Below are 19,482 nucleotides of genomic sequence, written 5' to 3'. Positions count from 1 at the left end.
GGGGGCCCGGGAGCCGCTGGGCTCGTTTGCGGTGCGGTCGGTGCGGTCGGTGCGGTCGGTGCGGTCGGTGCGGTCGGTGCGTGTGCGGGGGCGGGCCGAGGTGGGGCTGTGGGAGCGGAACCGTCCGCACGGCTCGACTTCCGTGAGCCATCGATGCGTCCCTGATGGCTCAAGGGACGCATCGGGGACCCATTGGTGACGCATCGGGGGCGTTCACGCGCGGGGTGCGTAGACGTCCCCGATGAGGAGACGTCCCCGATGGGGGATGGGGCGGCGGAGGTCGCCGGGTTGGGCTTCCTTGGTAGTTGTCCCCTGGCGCGCGCGCCCGTCGCCCGTCGTCGCCCGTCGTCGCCCGTCGTCGGCCGACGACGGCCGACGTCAGGCCGGTGTGGCGTCGGCCGGTGTGGTGTCCGTCGGGTGTGTGTGTGCTCGGGCCGCGGCGGTGTCCGTTTGGGCCTGGGGTCGGGCCCTTTTGGTTCCGGTCTTGGGCGCGTCGGCGTCGGCTCCGGGTGAGGTGGCCGCGGTGTCGGGTGCGGCGGGGTCGGGGTGTTGTCGGTTGAGGTCTGTTCGTTGCTGACGGCTGAGGCCGAAGAAGTAGGTGGCGGCGAAGCCGACCGCGTAGCCGATGAGTAGGCCGAGGGTGTAGACGGCGAGCGTCGTGCCGAACGACTGGTTGCCCTTGACCAGGGGGAAGAGGGCCCAACCGGAGGGGCCGATGGCGGTGGAGCCGACGGCGTCGCCGAGTTGGTTGAAGAGGCCGACGAAGCCACCGCCGAACGCGCCGCCGAGGCAGGCGGTGATGAACGGTCGGCCGAGGGGGAGCGAGACGCCGTAGATCAGGGGCTCGCCGACGCCGAGGAAGCCGGCGGGGAGGGCGGAACGGATCGTCGCGCGGATCGAGTGGTTGCGGCGGAGACGGACGTAGACGGCCATGGCGGCGCCGACCTGGCCCGCGCCGGCCATGGCGAGGATCGGGAGGAGGGTCGTGTAGCCCTGCTGTTCGATCAGGGTGGTGTGGATGGGGATGAGGGCCTGGTGCAGGCCCAGCATGACGAGGGGGAGGAAGAGAGCGCCGAGGAGGAACCCGGCGACGGCGCCGCCGTGGGCGAGCAGCCAGTCGGCGGCCGTGCCGATGGCGGTGGAGACCTCACCCGCGACGTACATCAGGCCGAAGACGGTGACCAGGCCGGTGAGGAGGACGGTGAGGGTGGGGGTGAGGAGCACGTCCAGGGACTCGGGGACGCGCCTGCGGAGTTGCTTCTCCAGTTGGGCGGCGAGGAGGGCGGCGCCGAGGGCGCCCAGGACGCCGCCTTGGCCGGGGGCGAGCTTCTGGCCGAAGGCGGTGACGTTGGCGACGCCCGGAAAGACGATCACCGCGGCTACCGCGCCGCCCAGGACCGGGGTGCCGCCGAACTCCTTCGCGGTGTTGTAGCCGACGAAGACCGCGATCAGGGACATGAAGCCGGAGGCGATGGCGGTCAGGGCCGGGGCGAGGGCGGGCAGCCAACCTGCGTTGGTGAGCAGGCCGTTCAGGCCGGCGATGATGCCGCAGCCGATCAGGGCGGGGATGAGCGGGACGAAGATGTTGGCGATCCGGCGGAGGAAGAGTTTCACCGGGGTGGCGTTGCGGGCCTTTTGGCGGGCCTTGAGGGCGGAGCCTTGGGCGGCTAGGTCGGTGGCGCTAGGGGAACTGGTGGCGCTGTTGGTGTAGTTGGGTGGTGCGGGGGCGGCTGTCGGGGTGGGGGTGGGTGGTGCGGGGGCCGCCGCTGGGGGGCCGCTTTCTTCCTTTTTACGGCAACGATTACGGAGAGTGATTTGTTCCTGCGGAGAGTTACTTCGATGGGTGGTTTCGGGGGCGGCGTCGGCCTCGGACAGTAGGCGTTCGAACTCCGGGGTGACCCGGGCGACGACGCCCGGGCCCAGGACGATCTGGTACGTGTCGTCCTTCACCACGCCCAGGACGGCGGGGAGTGCCTTGAGGGCGTCGTCCTGCACGAGGGTGCGGTCGCGGACGCCCAGGCGGAGCCGGGTCATGCAGTGGGCGACGGAGGTGACGTTGTCGGCGCCGCCGACGAGGGGGAGCAGCGCGGCGGCGGTGGCGCGGTTCTTGTCTTCGGTCATGTGGGGCGCCTTGCTGTCGAGTGACTGACGGTGGGTCAGGTCGTGCTGGCGTGGGCGGTGGCGGACTGGAGGGCGGCGCGGAGGTGGCCTTTGGAGGCGGCGAGGAGGCGGGCGGCCTCGTGCCCGTCCACGCCGCCGAGCAGGACGAGGATGGCGTGCTTCACCTCGCCGCCGGTCTCGGTCAGGGCGGCCTCGATCTCCAGGTCGGAGGCGCCGGTGGCGAGCGCGACGATGCGGCGCGAGCGGGCCCGCAGCTTGTCGTTGGAGGCCCGGACGTCGACCATCAGGTTCCCGTAGGTCTTGCCCAGGCGGATCATGGTGAGCGTCGAGATCATGTTGAGGACGAGCTTCTGGGCGGTGCCCGCTTTGAGGCGGGTGGAGCCGGTGATCAGCTCGGGGCCGACGATGATCTCGATGCCGTGCTCGGCGGCCGCGGCGAGGGCGGAATCGGCGTTGCAGGACAGGCCGATGGTCAGGGCGCCGATGGCGCGGGCGTGCTCGACCGCGCCGACGGCGTACGGAGTGCGGCCGGAGGCGGAGATGCCGACGACGACGTCCCGGTCGGCGACGGCGAGCGCGGTCAGGTCGGCCGCGGCCAACTCCTTGCTGTCCTCGGCGCCCTCGACGGCGGTGACCATCGCGGACGGGCCGCCCGCGATCAGGCCGAGCACTTCGGAGGGGTCGGTGTTGAAAGTCGGTGGGCACTCGCTGGCGTCCAGGACGCCGAGTCGGCCGGCCGTGCCGGCGCCGGCGTAGACCAGGCGGCCGCCTCGGGCCATGCGGGCGGCGACGGCGTCGATGGCCGCGGCGATCTCGGGGAGGCGTTCGGCGACGGCGGCGGGGACGGTGGCGTCCTCGTCGTTCATCAGGCGGGCGACGTCGAGGGTGGGGCGGCGGTCGATGTCGGCGAGGTCGGGGCGGTGTTCCTCGGTGGTCAGGGAGGCCAACTGCCTCCGGAGCACCGTGTAGTTGGGGTCGGTGGGTGGCATGGGGCGGGGCTCCTTGAGGTGCGGGGGGTGGCGTGTGGTCGCCGCTGCCGGTCGGGGCGCGTGGTGCCGGGTTCCGGCTGAGCGTCGGTCGGCCGATGGGGCGGTGGGCCGGGGTCTCGGTGAGTGGTGGGGTGGCGAGGTGCTGGTGGTGGTGTCGTGCTGGGTGCGGTTGCGTCGCCGTGGGGCGGGGTGGGGTGCGGGTGCCGCGGAGGTCGTCTGTGCCGCTTCGTGGTGCGGCGGTGCGGTGGTGGCTGCCCTTGGCGGTGGACGCAGGGGTGCGGTGTCCGTCGGTGTTCGGGCCTGGCGCGGTGGACCCAGGTGGGGTGCGGTGTGCCCAGGGGGCGCGGCCCGTGGCCCGTCAGTGCCGGGGGTTGTGGCGGTGGGCGAGGGCTTCGTAGGAGGCGGACAGGGCGGGGGCGGCGGTTTCGTAGGTGCGCTGGGCGACGCCTATGAAGAGGCAGTCGACGACGAGGAGTTGACTGGTGCGGGAGGACATCGCCGCGGGGCGCAGCTCGCTCTCGCGGGCCGTGGAGGTCGTCAGGATGTGGTCGGCGTAGGCGGCGATCTCGCCGTCCGGGCGGCCGGTGATCGCGATCGTCGTCGCGCCGTGGTCGAAGGCGACCCGCAGTGGCTCTATGACGTCCGTCGTGCGACCCGAATGGGTGATCGCGATGGCGACGTCCCGGCCGCGCATCTGCACGGCGTTGGTCACGGCGAGGTGCGGGTCGGAGTGGGCGTGGGCGATCAGGCCGATGCGCAGCAGTTTCTGCACCAGGTCCTGGGCGACGAGGTTGGAGGCGCCGATGCCGTAGACGTCGATGCGGCGGGCGGCGGCGAGGGCGGCGACGGCTGCTTCCAACTGGGTGACGTCCAGTGCGGCGGCGGTGTCGGCGAGGCACTGCTGCTCTTCCTGGGCGAGCTTGGTGACGACGTCGACCAGCGAGTCGTCGACCGCTATGTCGGCGGTGACGGCCGGGGCGCTGCCGGTGGCCTGCTGTGCGGCGAGGGCGGCGAGGGCGAGGCGCAGGTCGCGGTAGCCCGGATAGCCGAGCAGGCGGGAGGTGCGGACGACGGTGGCTTCGCTGGTGCCGGTGCGTTCGGCCAGGCCGGTGACGGTGAGGGCGGCGCAGCCCGCCGGGTCGCTCGCCACGGTCTCCGCAACCCGCTGCATGGAGCGGGTCATCGTCGGCGCGAGCGTGCGGACCTTGGCGGCCAGGGCCGCGGGCGCCGGTGGTGCCGGGGCCGGCCGGCTGAAAGTTTCCTTCACTCCGCTACTCATGTCTGAAAGGTATTTTCAGCGCGGTGGTGCGTCAATACCCTCCGTGAAGCCTGTGGACGGGCCGTGGACGGCGTCCCGGCTACCTGTGGATAACTTCGGCCGGTCGGCGGCTTCGCGCGAGAATGAGGTCATGGAGCTGGAACAGGCATTGCACGCCGCGCGGGCACTGGTGCTCGCCGACCTGATGGCGGACGACGTAGCGGACGCCGAGATCGTCTCGCTGGTCGAGGACGCGGTCACGCACCGTCGATGGTGGGTGGAGCAGTGGCCTGACGGCGCCGCGTTCGTCGCGGGGCTGATAGCGCAGGACGTGCAGGACGCGTTGCTGGAGCGGTATGGCCGCTGGCCGTTGTGCCCGGTGTGCACGGAGACCGGAGATCCGCACGCGCTCGACGTGGAGCCGGAGTTGGGGCCGGATCCGCACTGGGTGTGCCCGAAGACGGCGGTCGCCGTCGCCCCGGTCGGGCGGTTGCGCGGGCCGGCGGAGGGCTGAGGTGGCGATCTACATAGACCCGCCCCATTGGCCCGGGCATGGTCGGATGTGGTCGCACGTGGTCAGCGACCGGTCGTTCGAGGAACTGCACCGCTTCGCGGCCGCGTTGGGCGCGCCCAGCCGCGCCTTCGAGCGCGATCACTACGACTGGCCGGCCGAGCGGTATGACGATGCCGTGCGGGCCGGGGCGGTGGAGATCGGTTCCAAGGAGCTGGTGCGTCGGCTCACGGAGGCGGGGCTGCGGCGGCCGAAGCACCGTAGGGGTGAGCGACCCACGCCTTGAGGGCGGACCCTGCGGTCGGTGTGGGTGCCGGTGCCGGTGCCGGCGTGGGTGCCCTTGCCAGTGCCAGTGTCGGAGTCCGTTGACGGGTGGCGTCCGGCTACGGGGTGCGGCCCTGGGGGAGGCGGCGGCCGGCGCGAGCCGACCCCCGCCCCCCCCAGGCGGGGCGCGGGGGAACGGGCCGGGTGCAGGGCCGGAACGGGTCCGGGTGCGCCGGTCGGGGCGAGGGGGCGGCGGTCAGTGACGGTCCGCGGATTGCGGGGAGTGGAGGGCGGATGCCGTGTCGGCCGGGGAGTCGGCCGCGGGGGCCGAGGAGGCGACCACGCGGGAGTGGGCCGAGGCGCGGTGGAGGCGGAAGGCGAGGGCGGTGGTGAGGACGGCGACGGCGGCGAGGGCCGCGCCGGTCCAGGCGACGGACGGGTAGCCCCAGCCGGCGCTGATGGCCAGGCCGCCCAGCCAGGGGCCGAGGGTGTTGCCGATGTTGAAGGCGGCGGTGGTGGTGGCGCCGGCGAGGGTCGGTGCCGCGTTCGCCACGTTGAACATCCGGGCGTTGAGGGCCGGGGCGGTGGTGAAGGCCGTGACGCCGAGCATGAGGGAGAGGGCCACGGCGGCGACCGGGCTGTGCGCGGTCAGCGCCAGGAGGGTGAGGACGGCGGTGGAGGCGGCGATGCCGCCGAAGAGGGTGCCGAAGAGGTGGGCGTCGGCTATCCGGCCGCCGATGAACGTACCGATCAGCGCACCGACGCCGAACAGCGCCAGCACCGTCGGGACCCAGCTCTCGGCGAGTCCGGCGGTGTCGGTCAGCAGCGGCGAGAGGTACGAGAAGAGGGCGAAGACCGCGGCGCCGTTCATGGCGGTGGCGATCAGTGCCAGCCAGACCTGCTTGTCCTTGTAGATGGTCAGCTCGCGGCGGAGCTGGGGGCGGTCGTCGCCGGTCGGCACCTTCGTGCGCGGTACGAGGGCGACGACGCCGACGAGGCCGACCACGGAGAGCCCCGCCACGGCCCAGAAGGCGGAGCGCCAGCCGGCGTGCTGGCCGAGCAGCGCACCGGCCGGCACGCCGGCGATGTTGGCGATGCTCAGCCCGCCGACCATGACGGCCATGGCGCGGGCTCGGGCGTTGACCGGGACGAGGGAGACGGCCACGGCCGCGCCCACCGCCCAGAAGCCGGCGCAGGCCAGTGCGCTGATGACGCGGGAGGCGAAGAGGACGGAGTAGGAGGGGGCCAGGGCGCCCGCGGCCTGGCCGAGGCCGAAGATCGCGAGCAGCGCGATGAGGGTGGTGCGGCGGGGGAGGCGGAGCGTTGCGGCGGCCAGTACGGGAGCGCCGACCACCATGCCGATGGCGAAGGCGGAGACCAGCAGTCCGGCCTGCGGGATGGACACCCCGAGGTCGCGGGCGAGCGGCTGGAGGATGCCGGACAGCATGAACTCGCTGGTGCCCAGGGCGAATACGGACAGGCCGAGGACGTAGACGGCGAGTGGGAGGCGGGCACGGGCAGGGGAGGCGGCTGGTGCTGGCATGACAGGTGACAACGGGGGAGCGGGGGGCGGCATTCCCGTGCGGAGGGTGGTGTTCGCCACGTGGGAGCGGCGTCGGCGGTGCCGTCCGGGGCGGGGCGCCCGGTCGTCGCGGGCTCGGGCCGGGCGCGGCGGGTGGGGCGGGTGGGTCGGTGGTGCGGCCGCCGGTGCCCGGTCGGGGTCAGTCGCTGGTGTCGTGGTGCGCGCCGTCGGCGTTGCCGGCGCCGCTCTCCAGGAGGGCCAGTTCGGTCGACAGGTTGTGGCGGGCCGGGCGCTCCCAGCGGTCGTGGCCGTGGGGGGTCCTGAACAGGTGGGGGAGGGCGAGGAGTTGGCGCAGGACGGTGGCGCGGCCGGTTCGGAAGTCCGGGTCGGGGACGAAGGCGTACTCGGCGCGGACCGCGGCGGCGTAGGCGGCGTAGGCGTCGGGGGAGCCGGCCAGGACGGCCAGGTCGGCGTCGCACAGGACGGCGCCGTTGCGGTCGTCGGGGGCCGGGTCGTGGGTGACGGTCAGGCGGACGAGCCGGGCGACCTCGGAGGTGCGGGCCGGGTCGATGCCGAGTTCGGGCAGGGCGCGCTCGGCGAGGGCGGCGCTGCGTTCCTCGTTCTCGGAGCGGTCCGGCCGGTACACGGCGTCGTGGAACCAGGCTGCCAACTGGACGGCGGGCACGTCGTCGGCGTGCGGGGCGAGTTCGTCGATCCGGTCGAGGACCGCGGTGAGGTGGTCGGTGGTGTGGTAGCGGCGCTGCGGTTCGGCCCAGCGGCGCAGCAGGTTGGCCGCGTACGGGGCGGGGTCGGGGGCTTTCGCGGGTGCGGGGTGGGGTGTGTGGGGGCCGCGGGCCTGGGCCACGGTGGCGGCCCAGCGGGCGGCCAGGTCGGGGCGGGGGTCGGTCATGGCGGTCATTGTGCCCGCTTCAGAAGCTGGGCTTGTCGCGGCAGGAGAGGGCGTCGATGTTCGTGGGGCGGGGCTTGTAGTTGCCCTCCCAGTCGGGGTCCGTGGCGGGGATGGCCGGGAGGGAGTTGGCGAAGTCCTGGCTCCAGTCGCTGCTGGTGACGTACTCCTTCAGCGCGTCGCGGATCTTCAGGCAGTCGGCGCGGTGGCCCTTGGCCATGGCGATGCCGTACTGGTTGACGGGGCCGTAGGTGATGTTGGGGACGACCTTCAGGTCGGGGTACTTCTTGGCGAAGCCGTAGAGGATCATCTGGTCGGTGGAGACGGCGTCGGCGTCGTTCCGTCTCAGGTCCGCGATGCAGCCCTGGGCGGTCTGCGACTGGTAGACGCGGATGCCTTTGCCCTCCGGGCCGTTGAAGGAGTTGTACGAGGTGGTGCCGGGCCAGGTGCAGACGCGCTTGCCGATGACGTCGGAGGGCTTGGCGATGCGGTGGTCGGCCTTGCGGACCAGGACGCCTTGGAAGGTGTTGGCGTAGGGGCCCGCGAAGTCGAGTTTCGCCATGCGGTCCGGGGTGATGGAGAAGGTCGCGACGATGAGGTCCTTCTTCTTCTCGGTGAGGACGGTCATCCGGTCCTCGGAGGGGACGGCTCCGAAGTCCGGTTCCACGTGGAGGGAGGCGAGCACGTGGCGGGCGAGGGTGATGTCGAAGCCGGAGGGGTTGTAGCCGTCGAGGGTGTAGCCGGTGCCGGGCTGGTCGCTCTTCACGCCCACCAGGACCTTCCCGGAGGCGAGCAGGGACGGCGGTTCGGCGGTGCCGCAGGCGGTGGCGGTGGCGGCGAGCCCGGCGAGCGTGAGCAGGGCCGCGAGTGAGGTGGCGCGAGCGGTCATGGGTCCCCGTTTCGTGTGCGGTGGCTCACTGGTCGTACAGCGTGGCCCGCGTGGGTCGCACGGCCATCCGGCAGCCGCGGCCCGTGGTCAGCGTGACGTCGATCCGCACGGTGCTGGCCTGCGCGCCCAGGGAGAAGTCGGCAGTGCCGCCCGGGTTGACGCGCTGTGCCTGGGTGGGAACGCCGGAGGTGAGCAGTGAGGCGGTGACGTAGGAGTCCGGGACGCAGGTCGGGCCGGCCTGGTCGTGGTCGTCGACGGCCAGGGTGAGGCGGAGGGCGTTGCGGCTCTCCCGGAGGGCGGGGGCGTCCAGGCTGAGGGTGATGCTGCGGTGGGTGGTGGCGTCGAGCGGCTGCCCGCCGCGGGTGGTGACCTTCCCCGTCACGTCGACCTCGCCGTGGGTGACGACGTTGCGGAAGGCCAGGTAGCCGCCGACGGTGGTCAGGACGGAGACGAGGGACAGCGCGGCGACGATGCGGGCGTCGGCGGGGCGCTGGACGAGGACGCGGCCGGTCGCGGTGGCGAGGGAGACGGTGATCAGGGTGCCCCACAGGGCGTACTGGGAGGCCGGGCCGTCGGGCCAGGTCGTGCCGGCGATGATCAGGGCGGCGCAGGCCAGGAGCAGGGGCAGCCAGCGGGCGCTGGGGTGTTGCAGGGCCCAGCGGATGAAGACGTTGCGGATGTTGCCGGCGGCGATGGCGTGGTTGCCGTGTGCGGTGGCCTCGTTGTGGAGGTGCCCCGGGTCCGGAGGGGAGGGTCTCGGGGGCGTCATGCGTCGTCCCGGGACTGGGGGCTGCCTCCCATGGTGATGTTGCCGTGGATCTCGCCGGCGGCGATGGAGCCCTGACCGGTCGCGGTGGGGGTGTTGTGGACGATCCGCGCGCCGGTGGGCGCGGTGAGCCGGTCGACGTGGTGCCGGAAGCCGGCGGCGTCGCGGTCGCCGGCGGGGGAGCGGAGCCAGGCGGTGAGGGCGTCGGCGAGCAGCCGGCGGTCGTGGTCGTCGAGGGTGGCCAGCAGTCGGTCGAGGGCGTCGGCGCGGTCGGTGTCGAGGTGCGGGCGGTCGGCGGCCCCGTCGCCCAGGGAGTCGTCGCGGCGGTGCAGCAGGCGGCGGAAGAAGCCCTCGCCGGCGGTCACGGTGCGGTCGGCGAGTCGGTCCTGGGCGGCGGTGAGGACGGAGGTGCCCAGGCTGTTGGCCGCTAAGGCGAGATAGGGGGCTATTTCTGCGGATACGGTGGCAAGGTCGGACATTCGGTTCTCCGTGCTCGTGGCCGGGGCGAGCGAGGTGCTGGCGCAACGCCCTTATGAGAAAGGCGTGTTACCCATGTGAGGGCTGATCCACACTCGCGTCATCGGGTGGTTTCGGGGTGGCGGTACGGCAGGGGCCACGGGTGGATTTCGGCCGCGTCGCGGACCGGATGACGGCGCCGTGGTCGGCGAGCGCTTAGGCTGGGTATTGGACTAGACCTGTGTGGGAGTGGGGGCGGGGTGACGGGCCGCGGCACGCGCGTGCGGCGTCGCCCCGGCCGCCCGCCCCGCACGCTCTGGCCACGTCGTTCGCCATCGGAAGGTTGGGTCGTATGAATCAGCGCGCGCTCCTGGAGGTGATCGCGCTCGGTCCCGAGGACGCGGTGGCCGCGCAGGCCGGCGGTGCCGACCGCCTGGAACTCGTCGCGGACATGGCCGCGGACGGGCTGACGCCGCCGCGCGCCACGTTCGCCGCGATCCGGGCGGCCGTCGACATCCCGCTGCGGGTGATGCTGCGCGCCGCCGACGGCTTCGCGGCGGGCGACGTGGACGCGCTGTGCGCCACGGCCGCGGCGCTGCGGGCGGAGGGCGCCGACGAGTTCGTCCTGGGGTTCCTGACGCCGGCGGGCCGGTCGGACCTGGCGGCCGTGCGGGCGCTGGTCGAGGTGATCGGCGGCTGCCGGTGGACGTTCCACCGGGCCCTCGACCGGGCCGCCGACCGGGCCGCGCTCCGCAGGGACCTGGCGGACCTCGCCGGCACGGGCGGCCTCGACACGTACCTGACCGCCGGCGCCGCTGAGGGCGTGGACGCGGGGCTGGGGACGCTCGTCGCCGAACAGGCGCACAGGGCGGCGCGCGAGCCCGGCTACGCGCCGCGGATCCTGGTGGGCGGCGGGCTCCGCCTGGACCACCTGGCGGAGCTGCGGGCGGCCGGGCTCGACGCGTTCCACATCGGCGGCGCCGCCCGGCCCGGCGGATGGGCCGCACCGGTCGACGCGACGGCCGTGCGGGAATGGCGGGCCGCTCTGGACGCGCCGGTGGTGTCGCGGGTCTGAGGGGGCGTCAAGCGAGGGGTGGTGCCGGGCTGTTACCGGGCGTCGCCAGGTCGGGCGGCCTGGCGGCCCGTCCGGTGGCCGGCCGCTCGGCCCTCGCCCAACCGGTCGAAACCGGTCAGACCTGCCCTTGTTAGGATTTGCGTGAATGGGCAAGAGGGAGTGAATTCCATCGGCTTGGGGGGATTCGCTTCCTCTCGGCACCCTCCGGCCTGCACGAACCATTGCCTGGAGGGCAGATGACCCGTTCCGTCATATCCCGGCCGCCGCGGACGCCGGGCCGCTCCGCCCGTTCGCGACGACTGCTGACCGGAGCCGTCGCACTGGCCCTCGCGGTCACCGCCGGCCCGCTCGTCGCGCCCGCCGCCGCCACCCCGGCCGCCGCCGGGGCCACCGCCGCCCCCGCGCAGAAGCTGAAGATCGCTCCCGGCTCCGAGATCGTGAGCGCGGGACGCACCGGATTCCTCTCCGTCGCGACCGACAAGACCATGTCGTGGACGCGCTACGCGGACGGCGGGACGAGCGAACTCGCCACCGACGACGGCTTGTTCAGGGACTCCGTGATGCACGGCGCCGCGTCCGACGTCGTGGCGCTGGGCGACGCGCCGTACCTGCCCAGCTCCCAGAAGATCACGCTGCGCGACATGGCCACGGGGACGTCCACCGTCATCGACCTCACGCCGTACGGCTACACGTACGCGGGCGCCGTCGGCACGTCGGTGATCGCGCTGAAGGACACCGGAAAGACCCGCGAAGCCCACATCCTGGAGAACGTGGACGGAAAGGTGACCGACCGGGCCGTCACCGGCCTGCGCTTCGCGGCCCGGGACATCAAGGCGGTGGCGGGCGAACCGGGCGCCGTCGTGTTGCGGTACGAGCCCGACGACGTCATCGGCTCACTGTTCAGCGAGTACGTCGTGGTCGACCTGGCCTCGGCCAAGGTCACGCACCACACCCTGGGCGCCGACTTCTCGCGCGTCGCACTGTCCGGCACCCATGTGGCCGTCATGGGGCACGAGAACAACAACCGCGACGACATGAAGCTGGAAGTGGAGAAGCGCGGCGACAACCAGCAGCGGACGACCCACTCGCCCGGCCGCATGTACGACCCGATGGTGGGTCTGGTCGGCAACTGGGTGCTGTACGGCACCAAGCGCACGGTCAACGAGGGCTGGGCCGGCTTTCCCCAGGGGCTCTACGCGATGCCGGCCGACGGGTACGTCGCCCACCCGGTCATGGACCACGCCACCTCCGTCACCCCCACACCCGACGGCGACCTGCTGGTCATGGGCGGCACGACCGAGCACGGCGAAGGTCTCTACCGGATCTCCATCGGGGCCTTCGCCGAGCCGGTCGCCAAGCTGATCGCCAGCACCGGCGAACCCACCAAGGTCACCGTGCTCGACTCCGAGATCCCGGCCGTCACCGAGTTGGACAAGGGCCGCTGGAAGGCGCGCTGGCGGCTCTCCCGCCCCAACGTCCAGGAGGTGGCCGTCACCCTGCGCCACACCGCCTCCGGTGTCGAGCGCGAGGTCGAGATCCCGATCGACACCGAGGTGTCGACGTCCGGGAAGCCCACCTGGATCGAACTGGACTGGGACGGCCTGCTCGGCCCCTCCTACGGCCCCGACCGCGCCGCCCCCAACGGCGACTACACCTGGAGGCTGGCCGCCAAGCCCACCAACGGCGTCGGCCCGGACCTCGCCGCGAGCGGCACCTTCCAGGTCGCGCGCAAGCCCGCGCCGCACGACTACACCGACAACGGCTCGCCGGACCTGCTCATCAGGGACGGGGGCGACCTGACGCGCACCGACACCTACCGCGACCCGGGGAACGGGCGGCTGAAGACCCGCGACGCGGAGAAGATCGGCCCGGGCTGGGGCGTCTACAACCAGGTCACGGCCGTCGGCAACGTCGCCGGCGCGGCCCACGGCGACGTGGTCGCGCGGGACAAGGACGGGGTGCTGTGGCTGTACCTGGGCAAGGGGGACGGCACCTTCGACCGCCGGGTGCGGATCGGCGCCGGTTGGGGCGACTACACCCAGCTCACCGGCGGCGGCGACGTCACCGGCGACGGCCGTGGCGACCTGCTGGCCCGTGATTCCGCCGGGGTGCTCTGGCTCTACAAGGGCACGGGCAGTTGGCAGGCGCCGTTCGCCCCCCGGGTGCGGATCGGCGCCGGCTGGAACGCCTACGACCGGATCACTTCGGTCGGCGACGTGGCCGGAGGGCCCGCGGGCGACGTGGTCGCGCGCGACAAGGACGGGGCGCTCTGGTCGTACCTGGGCAAGGGGGACGGCACCTTCGACCGCCCGGTGAAGATCGGCGCCGGCTGGGGCGCGTACTCCCAGATGATCGGCATCGGCGACGCGAACACCGACGGCAAGGCCGACCTCCTGGTCACGTCGCCGGACGGCGCCTCGTACGTCTACCACGGCACCGGCAGCTGGAAGGCGCCGTTCGCCCCGCGGGAGAAGACGGAGTTCTCGGTCTACTCGGGCCAGACGCTGTCCTGAGCAAGGGAGTTGGGGCGTGCGGGCCGGGCGCGGGCGGGGTCGGCGGAGGCGGGCGGGGCGGCGCAGGCCGCCCGGGTCGCCGGCCGGCCCGGGCGCACCCCGCCCGCGCACCGTCAGGCGGCCCCGAGCTGCTCCGGCAGCCCCGCCGCGTGGACGATCGTCAGGCCGGAGACCGGCCGGGTCAGGCACACGTACAGGCGGCGCAGGCCGGTGCGCTCGTCCGGTTCGCCGTCCACCACCGCCGCCGGCTCGTCCAGCACCACGTAGTCGTACTCCAGACCCTTGGCCAGGGTCGCCGGCACCAGCGTCAGGCGGGCGTCGGCCGAGGTCTCCGCACCCGGGGACAGAGCGCTGATGCCGGCCTCCTCAAGGGCCGCGCGCAGCACCGGAATACGGGCGTCCGCGGCGATCAGGCCGATCGACCCCTCCTTGGCGAGCGCGTCGTGGCAGGCCGCCAGCACGGTCGCGTCCAGGTCCGCGGGCTCCACCGCACGGACCTCGAAGTCACCCGCCGACTCACGGATGGAGGTGGCCTCCTTCAGGTCGGGCGCGATCGCCGGCAGCAGACGGGACGCGTAGGCGATGACCTCCCGCGGCACGCGGAAGCCCTGGGTCAGTTCCTCGACGACCGAACCGGGCTTGCCCAGATGGGCCAGCGCCTGCTGCCAGGTGTCGGTCGCCCACGGGGTGGTGCCCTGGGCGATGTCGCCCAGCACCGTCGCCGACCCGGTGGTGCAGCGCCGGCCCACCGCCCGGTACTGCATGGGCGAGAGGTCCTGCGCCTCGTCCAGCACCACGTGGCCGAGCGAGTGCGTCCGCGCCACCAGGTCCATCGCCTCGTCGATCAGCACCGCGTCCGCCGACGACCATGCGGCGCTCTTCGCGCCGCGCGGCGGCTTCGCCCACAGGATCGTCTTCTGTTCCTCCTCGCTGAGCAGCCCGTCCGCGTGCGCCGCGAGGAACTCGGCGTCGCCCAGCAGCCGCAGCACCAGCTTCGCCGGGTCGACCGGCGGCCAGATCGCCTTGACCGCGGCCTTCACCGCCGCGTTGCGGGCCACCGCGTCCTGCACCCGGTCGTCGGGCGCCTCGCCCGCCTGCTCCATCCGCACCAGCACGGCGTGCGCGATCCGCTGCGGCAGCGCCTCCCGGGCCGCGCCGTAGCGGATGTCGCGGTCCTGCAACTCCCGCACGATCTCTTCGAGCTCGTACGCCGGGATGCGCCAGCGACGGGAGCCGCGGACCACCACGCAGGGCTCCTGCGGCATCGTCACGTGCGAGCGCACCGCCCGCCGCAGCACCTCCGCCATCCGCGCATCGCCCTTGACCATGGCCGCGGCCGCGTCGTCCGCGCCGCGCACCTCCACGTGGCCGACCAGGTCGTCGATCGTGGCCTGCTTGACCTCCAACTCCCCCAGGGCGGGCAGCACCTGCTCGATGTACTGGAGGAAGGAGCGGTTCGGACCGATGACCAGGGTGCCGGAACGGGCCAGCCGCTCCCGGTGGGCGTACAGCAGGTACGCGACCCGGTGCAGGCCCACCGCCGTCTTGCCCGTACCGGGCGCCCCCTGGACGCAGACCGTGCCGCCGATGCCGGCCCGGACGATCTCGTCCTGTTCGGGCTGGATGGTGGCGACGATGTCCCGCATCGGGCCGACGCGCGGGCGCTCGATCTCCGCCTGGAGCAGGGCGCTGGTGGTCTCGGCCTCGGCCGGGTCGGTGAGGTGCTCGTCCTCGTAGGCGGTCAGCTCGCCGGCGGTGTAGCCGAAGCGGCGGCGCAGCTTCAGGTCCAGCGGGTCCTTCTTGGAGGCCCGGTAGAACGGCTGGGAGACCGGCGCGCGCCAGTCGATGACCATGGGGTCGCCGTCGGCGTCGTGGACGTGCCGGCGGCCGACGTAGAAGTTCTCGCCGGTGGCGCCCTCGGCGAGGTCCATTCCGGGGGCGTGGAGGTAGTCGAGGCGGCCGAAGAAGAGCGGCGTGTGGGCGAGGTCGGCGAGGGCCTTGATGCGGGCGTCGATCTCGCCCTGGAGGACCTCGGCGTTGACCCAGTTCGCGGTGACGTCCGCGATGTTGAGGTTCTCGGCGTCCTCGCGCATGGCGCGGAGGGCGGAACGGGACGCGGCGAGGTGCGCGCGCTCCCGTTGGAGCGGGTCGGCGGGCGGCGCCGGCGGTGCGGTGTGCTGGTCGGGTGTCGGGTGGGCGTGCGAGGGCACGGCTTGCCTCCGGTGACGGTCAATCCTCGGTCTGCGGCGCGACGGCGCGACGGCGTGCGACGGCATGATGCGAAGGGCCGGCCGGTTTCCGACCGGTCGGCGGCGCTCCCCTGACGGGAGGCAGGCAACCGCGCGATTGTAGTCAGCACGTATCAGGGACGCCAACGGAATTTCCGGCGCCGGCGGCGCGCGGGGCCGGCACGGCATCGCCCGGTACCCGTCCGGCCCGGCGGCGACGCCGTCCTTTGGAGGGACGGCCCCGCGAGAACCGTAGGTCTCCCGTAGGGGTCGGCATGGGCCCACAGGCCGATGCCGCGGCGCGCAGAGATGGAACTGTGGGGCGATGTGCGCCATTCGCGTGAAAACGATGATGGAGGCATGAGCAGCGCAACGATCCACACCGCCTCCGTCCACGCCCTCCCCCGCCGCTCGGCCAACGGCGCCACGGCCCTCGGCACCGACCCGACCACCGGCTCACCACCCACCGACGACCACCGCCACCTGCTGGGCAACGCCGTCCGCGCGGTGAAGGTCTTCGCCGCGGCCGCGTTCAGCGTGGTCGTGATGGGCGAGTACGCCGAGGGCTGAGGCCGGGCGCGCGGCGAGCGCGCACCGGGCACTGCCGGACCGCGCCCGAGCACGGTCCCCGGTTCCGGCAACTCTGTACGAGTACAACCAACTCTGAGTGGGTCCGAGCAGGTCCGCGCAGCGTCGTTCCGCAGCACCGCAGGCGCGGCGCTCGTCGGCGCTGGTGCGTGGTTCGGCCGGATCGCGCACCTTTCGTGCGTGTGAGAGTCGTTTCCGCATGGACATCCGGTTGACCGGAAAGCGTTACGGACGGTCGGTCTCGATCCACTAGCGTCGCCGCAAGGAGCGCGCTCAGGGCGACGAGGAGGGGTCAACGGGTGTCTGCCGCCGACGGGACGGGGACGTGGACGTGGAGACGCACCTGGGCGCAGAGCATCGCCAGCCCGGGCCGACTGGCGATAGGCGCGGCGCTGCTCGTCCTGTCCTGCGCCGGGCTGTACGCGCTCTCCCTGGCCGTGCAGCTGCCGATGTCCGACATAGAGGTCTACCGCGCCGAGGGCCAGGCCGCCGCGACCGGCGGTGACCTCTACGGCTTCACGGTCACCAAGTGGGCGCTGCCGGCGACGTACCCGCCGTTCGCCGCCCTGCTGTTCATCCCCACCACCTGGATCTCGCTCACCACCCTCAAGATCACCTGCGTCATGGCCAACGCCGCCCTCCTGGCGTTGCTGATCCACCTCTCCTGCAAGGCCGCCGGTCTGCGCCGGTACGCCTACTCCGCGCCGCTGCTCCTCGGCACCACCGCCCTCGGCCTCTGGCTCGAACCGGTCTTCCAGACCCTGGTCTTCGGGCAGGTCAACCTCGCCCTGACCTGCCTGGTCCTGTGGGACCTCTCGCGTCCGGACGGTGCCCGCTTCAAGGGCTTCGCCATCGGCCTCGCCGCGGGCATCAAGCTGACCCCGGCGATCTTCGCGGTCTACCTGCTGATCACCGGGCGGGTGAAGGCCGCCTTCACCGCCCTCGCCGGATTCGTGGTGTCGGTGCTGCTCGGCGCGCTGGTGCTGCCGGGCGCGAGCGTGGACTTCTGGACCCGGCGGATGTTCGAGACCCAGCGGGTCGGCAAGGTGTGGATCGTCGACAACCAGTCACTCCAAGGGCTCGTCGCGCGCCTGCTGCGCACCACCGAACCGGGCCTGTGGTGGCTGGCCGCGGCCGTGGTCACCGGCGCGGCGGGGCTCTGGATCGCCCGCCGCTGCCACCGCAACCGCGGCCTCGACCTCTGGGGCGTCCTGGCCACGGCCGTCACCGCGCTGCTGGTGTCGCCGATCAGCTGGTCGCACCACTGGGTCTGGTGTGTGCCCCTGCTCGTCGCGCTGATCGCGCACGCCCGGCGGGACCGCCGGCGCTGGGCGCTGGTGGCCGCGATCACCCTCGTCTTCGCCGCCCGCTCGATGTGGGCGCTCAACCACCGCGGCACCCTGGCCCTGCACTTCCCCTGGTGGCAGCAGCCGCTGGCCTCCCCCTACCCGATGCTGGGCCTGGCGCTGCTGGCCGCCCTGGCCTGGTGGACGCTGCGGCCCCCGGGCCGTCCCGGCGCCCCCGGCCTGCTGGCCGCCCGCCGGGTCCCCACACCGCGCACCGACGCCCGCCGGCCCACCGAGGCCCCGACGGGCTGACGGCCGCCACCGGAGCCCGGCCGTGGCGACGGCCTCCGCCACCGCCCGCGCTCACGCCGGGGTGGGATCGTCCTCGCCGGCCGCGACGTCGTCGCCCGCCGTCAGCAGCTCGTGCGCGTCCACGATCCGGTACGCGTAGCCCTGTTCGGCCAGGAAGCGCTGGCGGTGCGCGGCGAAGTCCTGGTCGACGGTGTCGCGGGCGACCACCGAGTAGAACCGGGCCTCGTGACCGTCCGCCTTCGGGCGCAGCACCCGGCCCAGCCGCTGGGCCTCCTCCTGGCGGGAGCCGAAGGTGCCGGACACCTGGATGGCGACCGTGGCCTCCGGCAGGTCGACGGAGAAGTTCGCGACCTTCGACACCACCAGCACCGAGATCTCGCCCTGCCGGAACGCGTCGAAGAGCCTCTCGCGCTGCGCGTTGGACGTCTCGCCCTTGATCACCGGGGCGTCGAGGTGCTCGCCCAACTCGTCCAGCTGGTCGATGTACTGCCCGATGACCAGCGTCTGCTCGCCGGCGTGCCGCCGCACCAGCGCCTCGGTCACCCGCTGCTTGCTGCCGGTGGTCGCGCAGAAGCGGTACTTCTCCTCCGTCTCGGCGGTGGCGTACGCCAACCGCTCCGACTCGGTCAGGTCGACCCGCACCTCGACGCAGTCGGCCGGCGCGATGTACCCCTGCGCCTCGATCTCCTTCCACGGCGCGTCGAACCGCTTGGGGCCGATCAGCGAGAAGACGTCCGACTCCCGCCCGTCCTCGCGCACCAGGGTCGCGGTGAGCCCCAGCCGGCGGCGCGCCTGGAGGTCGGCGGTGAACTTGAAGACCGGCGCCGGCAGCAGGTGCACCTCGTCGTAGACGATCAGGCCCCAGTCCCGCGAGTCGAACAGCTCCAGGTGCGGGTAGACGCCCTTCCGCTTGGTCGTCAGCACCTGGTACGTGGCGATGGTGACCGGGCGGATCTCCTTCCTCGTCCCGCTGTACTCGCCGATCTCGTCCTCGGTCAGCGAGGTGCGCTTGACCAGCTCGTGCTTCCACTGCCGGGCCGAGACGGTGTTGGTGACGAGGATCAGCGTGGTCGCCTTGGCCTGCGCCATCGCCCCCGCGCCCACCAGCGTCTTGCCCGCGCCGCAGGGCAGCACCACGACGCCGGAACCGCCGTGCCAGAAGCCCTCCACGGCCTGCGCCTGGTACGGGCGCAGCGACCAGCCGTCCTCGGCCAGCTCGATCGGATGCGCCTCGCCGTCCACGTAGCCGGCCAGGTCCTCGGCGGGCCAGCCCAGCTTGAGCAGGGTCTGCTTGATCTGCCCGCGCTCGGAGGGGTGCACCACGACGCTGTCCGGGTCGATCCGCGCGCCGACCAGCGGCTGCACCTTCTTCGAGCGGAGGATCTCCTCCAGCACGGGACGGTCGGTGGTGGACAGCACCAGGCCGTGCGCGGGGTGCTTGGTGAGCGTCAGCCGGCCGTAGCGCGACATGGTCTCGGCGATGTCGACGAGCAGCGCGTGCGGCACCGGGTACCGCGAGTACTGCACCAGCGCGTCCACGACCTGCTCGGCGTCGTGGCCGGCGGCCCGCGCGTTCCACAGCCCCAGCGGGGTCACCCGGTAGGTGTGGATGTGCTCCGGCGCCCGCTCCAGCTCGGCGAACGGCGCGATGGCCCGCCGGCAGGCGTCCGCCAGTTCGTGGTCCACCTCCAGCAGCAGCGTCTTGTCGCTCTGGACGATGAGAGGTCCGTTCACGCGCCTCGCCTTTCGCATTCCGGGGCTGAACCGCCGGCCGGGGCCGTCGGGCGGCGGCCCGAC

General features: G+C 73.0%; 16 protein-coding genes. 6 read left to right on the top strand and 10 right to left on the bottom strand.

Features of this window, described 5'->3' with window-relative positions; translation table 11 throughout:
* Positions 1 to 378: 378 nt before the first annotated feature.
* The 3 genes from ACJ6WD_RS25975 to ACJ6WD_RS25965 form a co-directional block, all read right to left on the bottom strand.
* Entirely contained in the window at positions 379 to 2,121 is a 1,743-nt protein-coding gene (locus ACJ6WD_RS25975; RefSeq protein ID WP_407616600.1) for a PTS transporter subunit EIIC, read from the bottom strand.
* 35 nt (positions 2,122 to 2,156) lie between these two features.
* Complete coding sequence (gene murQ / locus ACJ6WD_RS25970; RefSeq protein WP_407616599.1) at positions 2,157 to 3,110, bottom strand: N-acetylmuramic acid 6-phosphate etherase; 954 nt, start codon at positions 3,108 to 3,110, stop codon at positions 2,157 to 2,159.
* A gap of 358 nt (positions 3,111 to 3,468) precedes the next feature.
* Positions 3,469 to 4,389: a MurR/RpiR family transcriptional regulator gene (locus ACJ6WD_RS25965; RefSeq protein WP_078487528.1), complete on the bottom strand. Its 921-nt coding sequence runs from the start codon at positions 4,387 to 4,389 to the stop codon at positions 3,469 to 3,471.
* Positions 4,390 to 4,519: 130 nt separating this feature from the next.
* Here ACJ6WD_RS25965 and ACJ6WD_RS25960 point away from each other — a divergent pair, with 130 nt between their 5' ends.
* Together ACJ6WD_RS25960 and ACJ6WD_RS25955 are read left to right on the top strand one after the other, a co-directional pair.
* Entirely contained in the window at positions 4,520 to 4,882 is a 363-nt protein-coding gene (locus ACJ6WD_RS25960) for a hypothetical protein (RefSeq protein ID WP_037637098.1), read from the top strand.
* A gap of 1 nt (position 4,883) precedes the next feature.
* Positions 4,884 to 5,165, top strand: a complete 282-nt coding sequence (locus ACJ6WD_RS25955; protein ID WP_233658601.1) for a DUF4031 domain-containing protein — start codon at positions 4,884 to 4,886, stop codon at positions 5,163 to 5,165.
* Between the two features lie 234 nt (positions 5,166 to 5,399).
* On the opposite strand, the gene ACJ6WD_RS25950 is transcribed toward ACJ6WD_RS25955, so the two are convergent.
* The 5 genes from ACJ6WD_RS25950 to ACJ6WD_RS25930 all read right to left on the bottom strand — a co-directional run bounded on the left by ACJ6WD_RS25950 (position 5,400) and on the right by ACJ6WD_RS25930 (position 9,706).
* A complete protein-coding gene (locus tag ACJ6WD_RS25950) occupies positions 5,400 to 6,686 on the bottom strand; it encodes a Cmx/CmrA family chloramphenicol efflux MFS transporter (protein ID WP_233658600.1) in 1,287 nt (428 codons plus the stop codon).
* A gap of 178 nt (positions 6,687 to 6,864) precedes the next feature.
* Positions 6,865 to 7,575 (bottom strand): hypothetical protein, encoded by a 711-nt coding sequence (locus tag ACJ6WD_RS25945; RefSeq protein ID WP_376444566.1) that lies wholly within the window; start codon positions 7,573 to 7,575, stop codon positions 6,865 to 6,867.
* 19 nt (positions 7,576 to 7,594) lie between these two features.
* The gene (locus ACJ6WD_RS25940) at positions 7,595 to 8,461 is read right to left on the bottom strand and encodes a transporter substrate-binding domain-containing protein (protein ID WP_233658598.1); all 867 of its coding nucleotides are present in this window, start codon (positions 8,459 to 8,461) and stop codon (positions 7,595 to 7,597) included.
* Between the two features lie 25 nt (positions 8,462 to 8,486).
* Entirely contained in the window at positions 8,487 to 9,230 is a 744-nt protein-coding gene (locus ACJ6WD_RS25935; RefSeq protein WP_407616598.1) for a hypothetical protein, read from the bottom strand.
* Positions 9,227 to 9,706, bottom strand: a complete 480-nt coding sequence (locus ACJ6WD_RS25930; protein WP_331249875.1) for a hypothetical protein — start codon at positions 9,704 to 9,706, stop codon at positions 9,227 to 9,229. The genes ACJ6WD_RS25935 and ACJ6WD_RS25930 overlap by 4 nt, the downstream gene beginning before the upstream one ends.
* A gap of 329 nt (positions 9,707 to 10,035) precedes the next feature.
* Between ACJ6WD_RS25930 and ACJ6WD_RS25925 the strand changes: the two genes are divergently transcribed.
* A complete protein-coding gene (locus ACJ6WD_RS25925) occupies positions 10,036 to 10,758 on the top strand; it encodes a copper homeostasis protein CutC (RefSeq protein WP_407616597.1) in 723 nt (240 codons plus the stop codon).
* Between the two features lie 236 nt (positions 10,759 to 10,994).
* Positions 10,995 to 13,271, top strand: a complete 2,277-nt coding sequence (locus tag ACJ6WD_RS25920; protein WP_407616596.1) for an FG-GAP repeat domain-containing protein — start codon at positions 10,995 to 10,997, stop codon at positions 13,269 to 13,271.
* 113 nt (positions 13,272 to 13,384) lie between these two features.
* Here ACJ6WD_RS25920 and ACJ6WD_RS25915 read toward each other — a convergent pair whose 3' ends face one another.
* Positions 13,385 to 15,481, bottom strand: a complete 2,097-nt coding sequence (locus tag ACJ6WD_RS25915) for a HelD family protein (RefSeq protein WP_407616595.1) — start codon at positions 15,479 to 15,481, stop codon at positions 13,385 to 13,387.
* Between the two features lie 378 nt (positions 15,482 to 15,859).
* On the opposite strand from ACJ6WD_RS25915, the gene ACJ6WD_RS25910 reads away from it, so the two are divergent.
* On the top strand, positions 15,860 to 16,069 hold the full coding sequence (locus ACJ6WD_RS25910) for a hypothetical protein (RefSeq protein WP_038521042.1): 210 nt from the start codon (positions 15,860 to 15,862) through the stop codon (positions 16,067 to 16,069).
* Between the two features lie 317 nt (positions 16,070 to 16,386).
* Positions 16,387 to 17,685: a glycosyltransferase 87 family protein gene (locus ACJ6WD_RS25905; protein WP_233658591.1), complete on the top strand. Its 1,299-nt coding sequence runs from the start codon at positions 16,387 to 16,389 to the stop codon at positions 17,683 to 17,685.
* 51 nt (positions 17,686 to 17,736) lie between these two features.
* Here ACJ6WD_RS25905 and ACJ6WD_RS25900 read toward each other — a convergent pair whose 3' ends face one another.
* On the bottom strand, positions 17,737 to 19,419 hold the full coding sequence (locus ACJ6WD_RS25900) for a DNA repair helicase XPB (protein ID WP_233658590.1): 1,683 nt from the start codon (positions 19,417 to 19,419) through the stop codon (positions 17,737 to 17,739).
* Between the last annotated feature and the right edge of the window lie 63 nt (positions 19,420 to 19,482).

Source organism: Streptomyces sp. VTCC 41912, assembly GCF_045799175.1.
GTDB lineage: Bacteria > Actinomycetota > Actinomycetes > Streptomycetales > Streptomycetaceae > Streptomyces > Streptomyces albulus_C.
The sequence above is the reverse complement of the archived record's forward strand: the minus strand, read 5'-3'. Positions and strand labels throughout refer to the sequence as shown.

Excerpts from the sequence above, each read along its gene's own strand:
- ACJ6WD_RS25975 (WP_407616600.1), bottom strand. The coding sequence starts at position 2,121 with ATGACCGAAGACAAGAACCGCGCCACCGCCGCCGCGCTGCTCCCCCTC.
- murQ (WP_407616599.1), bottom strand. The coding sequence starts at position 3,110 with ATGCCACCCACCGACCCCAACTACACGGTGCTCCGGAGGCAGTTGGCC.
- ACJ6WD_RS25965 (WP_078487528.1), bottom strand. The coding sequence starts at position 4,389 with ATGAGTAGCGGAGTGAAGGAAACTTTCAGCCGGCCGGCCCCGGCACCA.
- ACJ6WD_RS25960 (WP_037637098.1), top strand. The coding sequence starts at position 4,520 with ATGGAGCTGGAACAGGCATTGCACGCCGCGCGGGCACTGGTGCTCGCC.
- ACJ6WD_RS25950 (WP_233658600.1), bottom strand. The coding sequence starts at position 6,686 with ATGCCAGCACCAGCCGCCTCCCCTGCCCGTGCCCGCCTCCCACTCGCC.
- ACJ6WD_RS25945 (WP_376444566.1), bottom strand. The coding sequence starts at position 7,575 with ATGACCGACCCCCGCCCCGACCTGGCCGCCCGCTGGGCCGCCACCGTG.
- ACJ6WD_RS25940 (WP_233658598.1), bottom strand. The coding sequence starts at position 8,461 with ATGACCGCTCGCGCCACCTCACTCGCGGCCCTGCTCACGCTCGCCGGG.
- ACJ6WD_RS25935 (WP_407616598.1), bottom strand. The coding sequence starts at position 9,230 with ATGACGCCCCCGAGACCCTCCCCTCCGGACCCGGGGCACCTCCACAAC.
- ACJ6WD_RS25930 (WP_331249875.1), bottom strand. The coding sequence starts at position 9,706 with ATGTCCGACCTTGCCACCGTATCCGCAGAAATAGCCCCCTATCTCGCC.
- ACJ6WD_RS25925 (WP_407616597.1), top strand. The coding sequence starts at position 10,036 with ATGAATCAGCGCGCGCTCCTGGAGGTGATCGCGCTCGGTCCCGAGGAC.
- ACJ6WD_RS25920 (WP_407616596.1), top strand. The coding sequence starts at position 10,995 with ATGACCCGTTCCGTCATATCCCGGCCGCCGCGGACGCCGGGCCGCTCC.
- ACJ6WD_RS25910 (WP_038521042.1), top strand. The coding sequence starts at position 15,860 with ATGAGCAGCGCAACGATCCACACCGCCTCCGTCCACGCCCTCCCCCGC.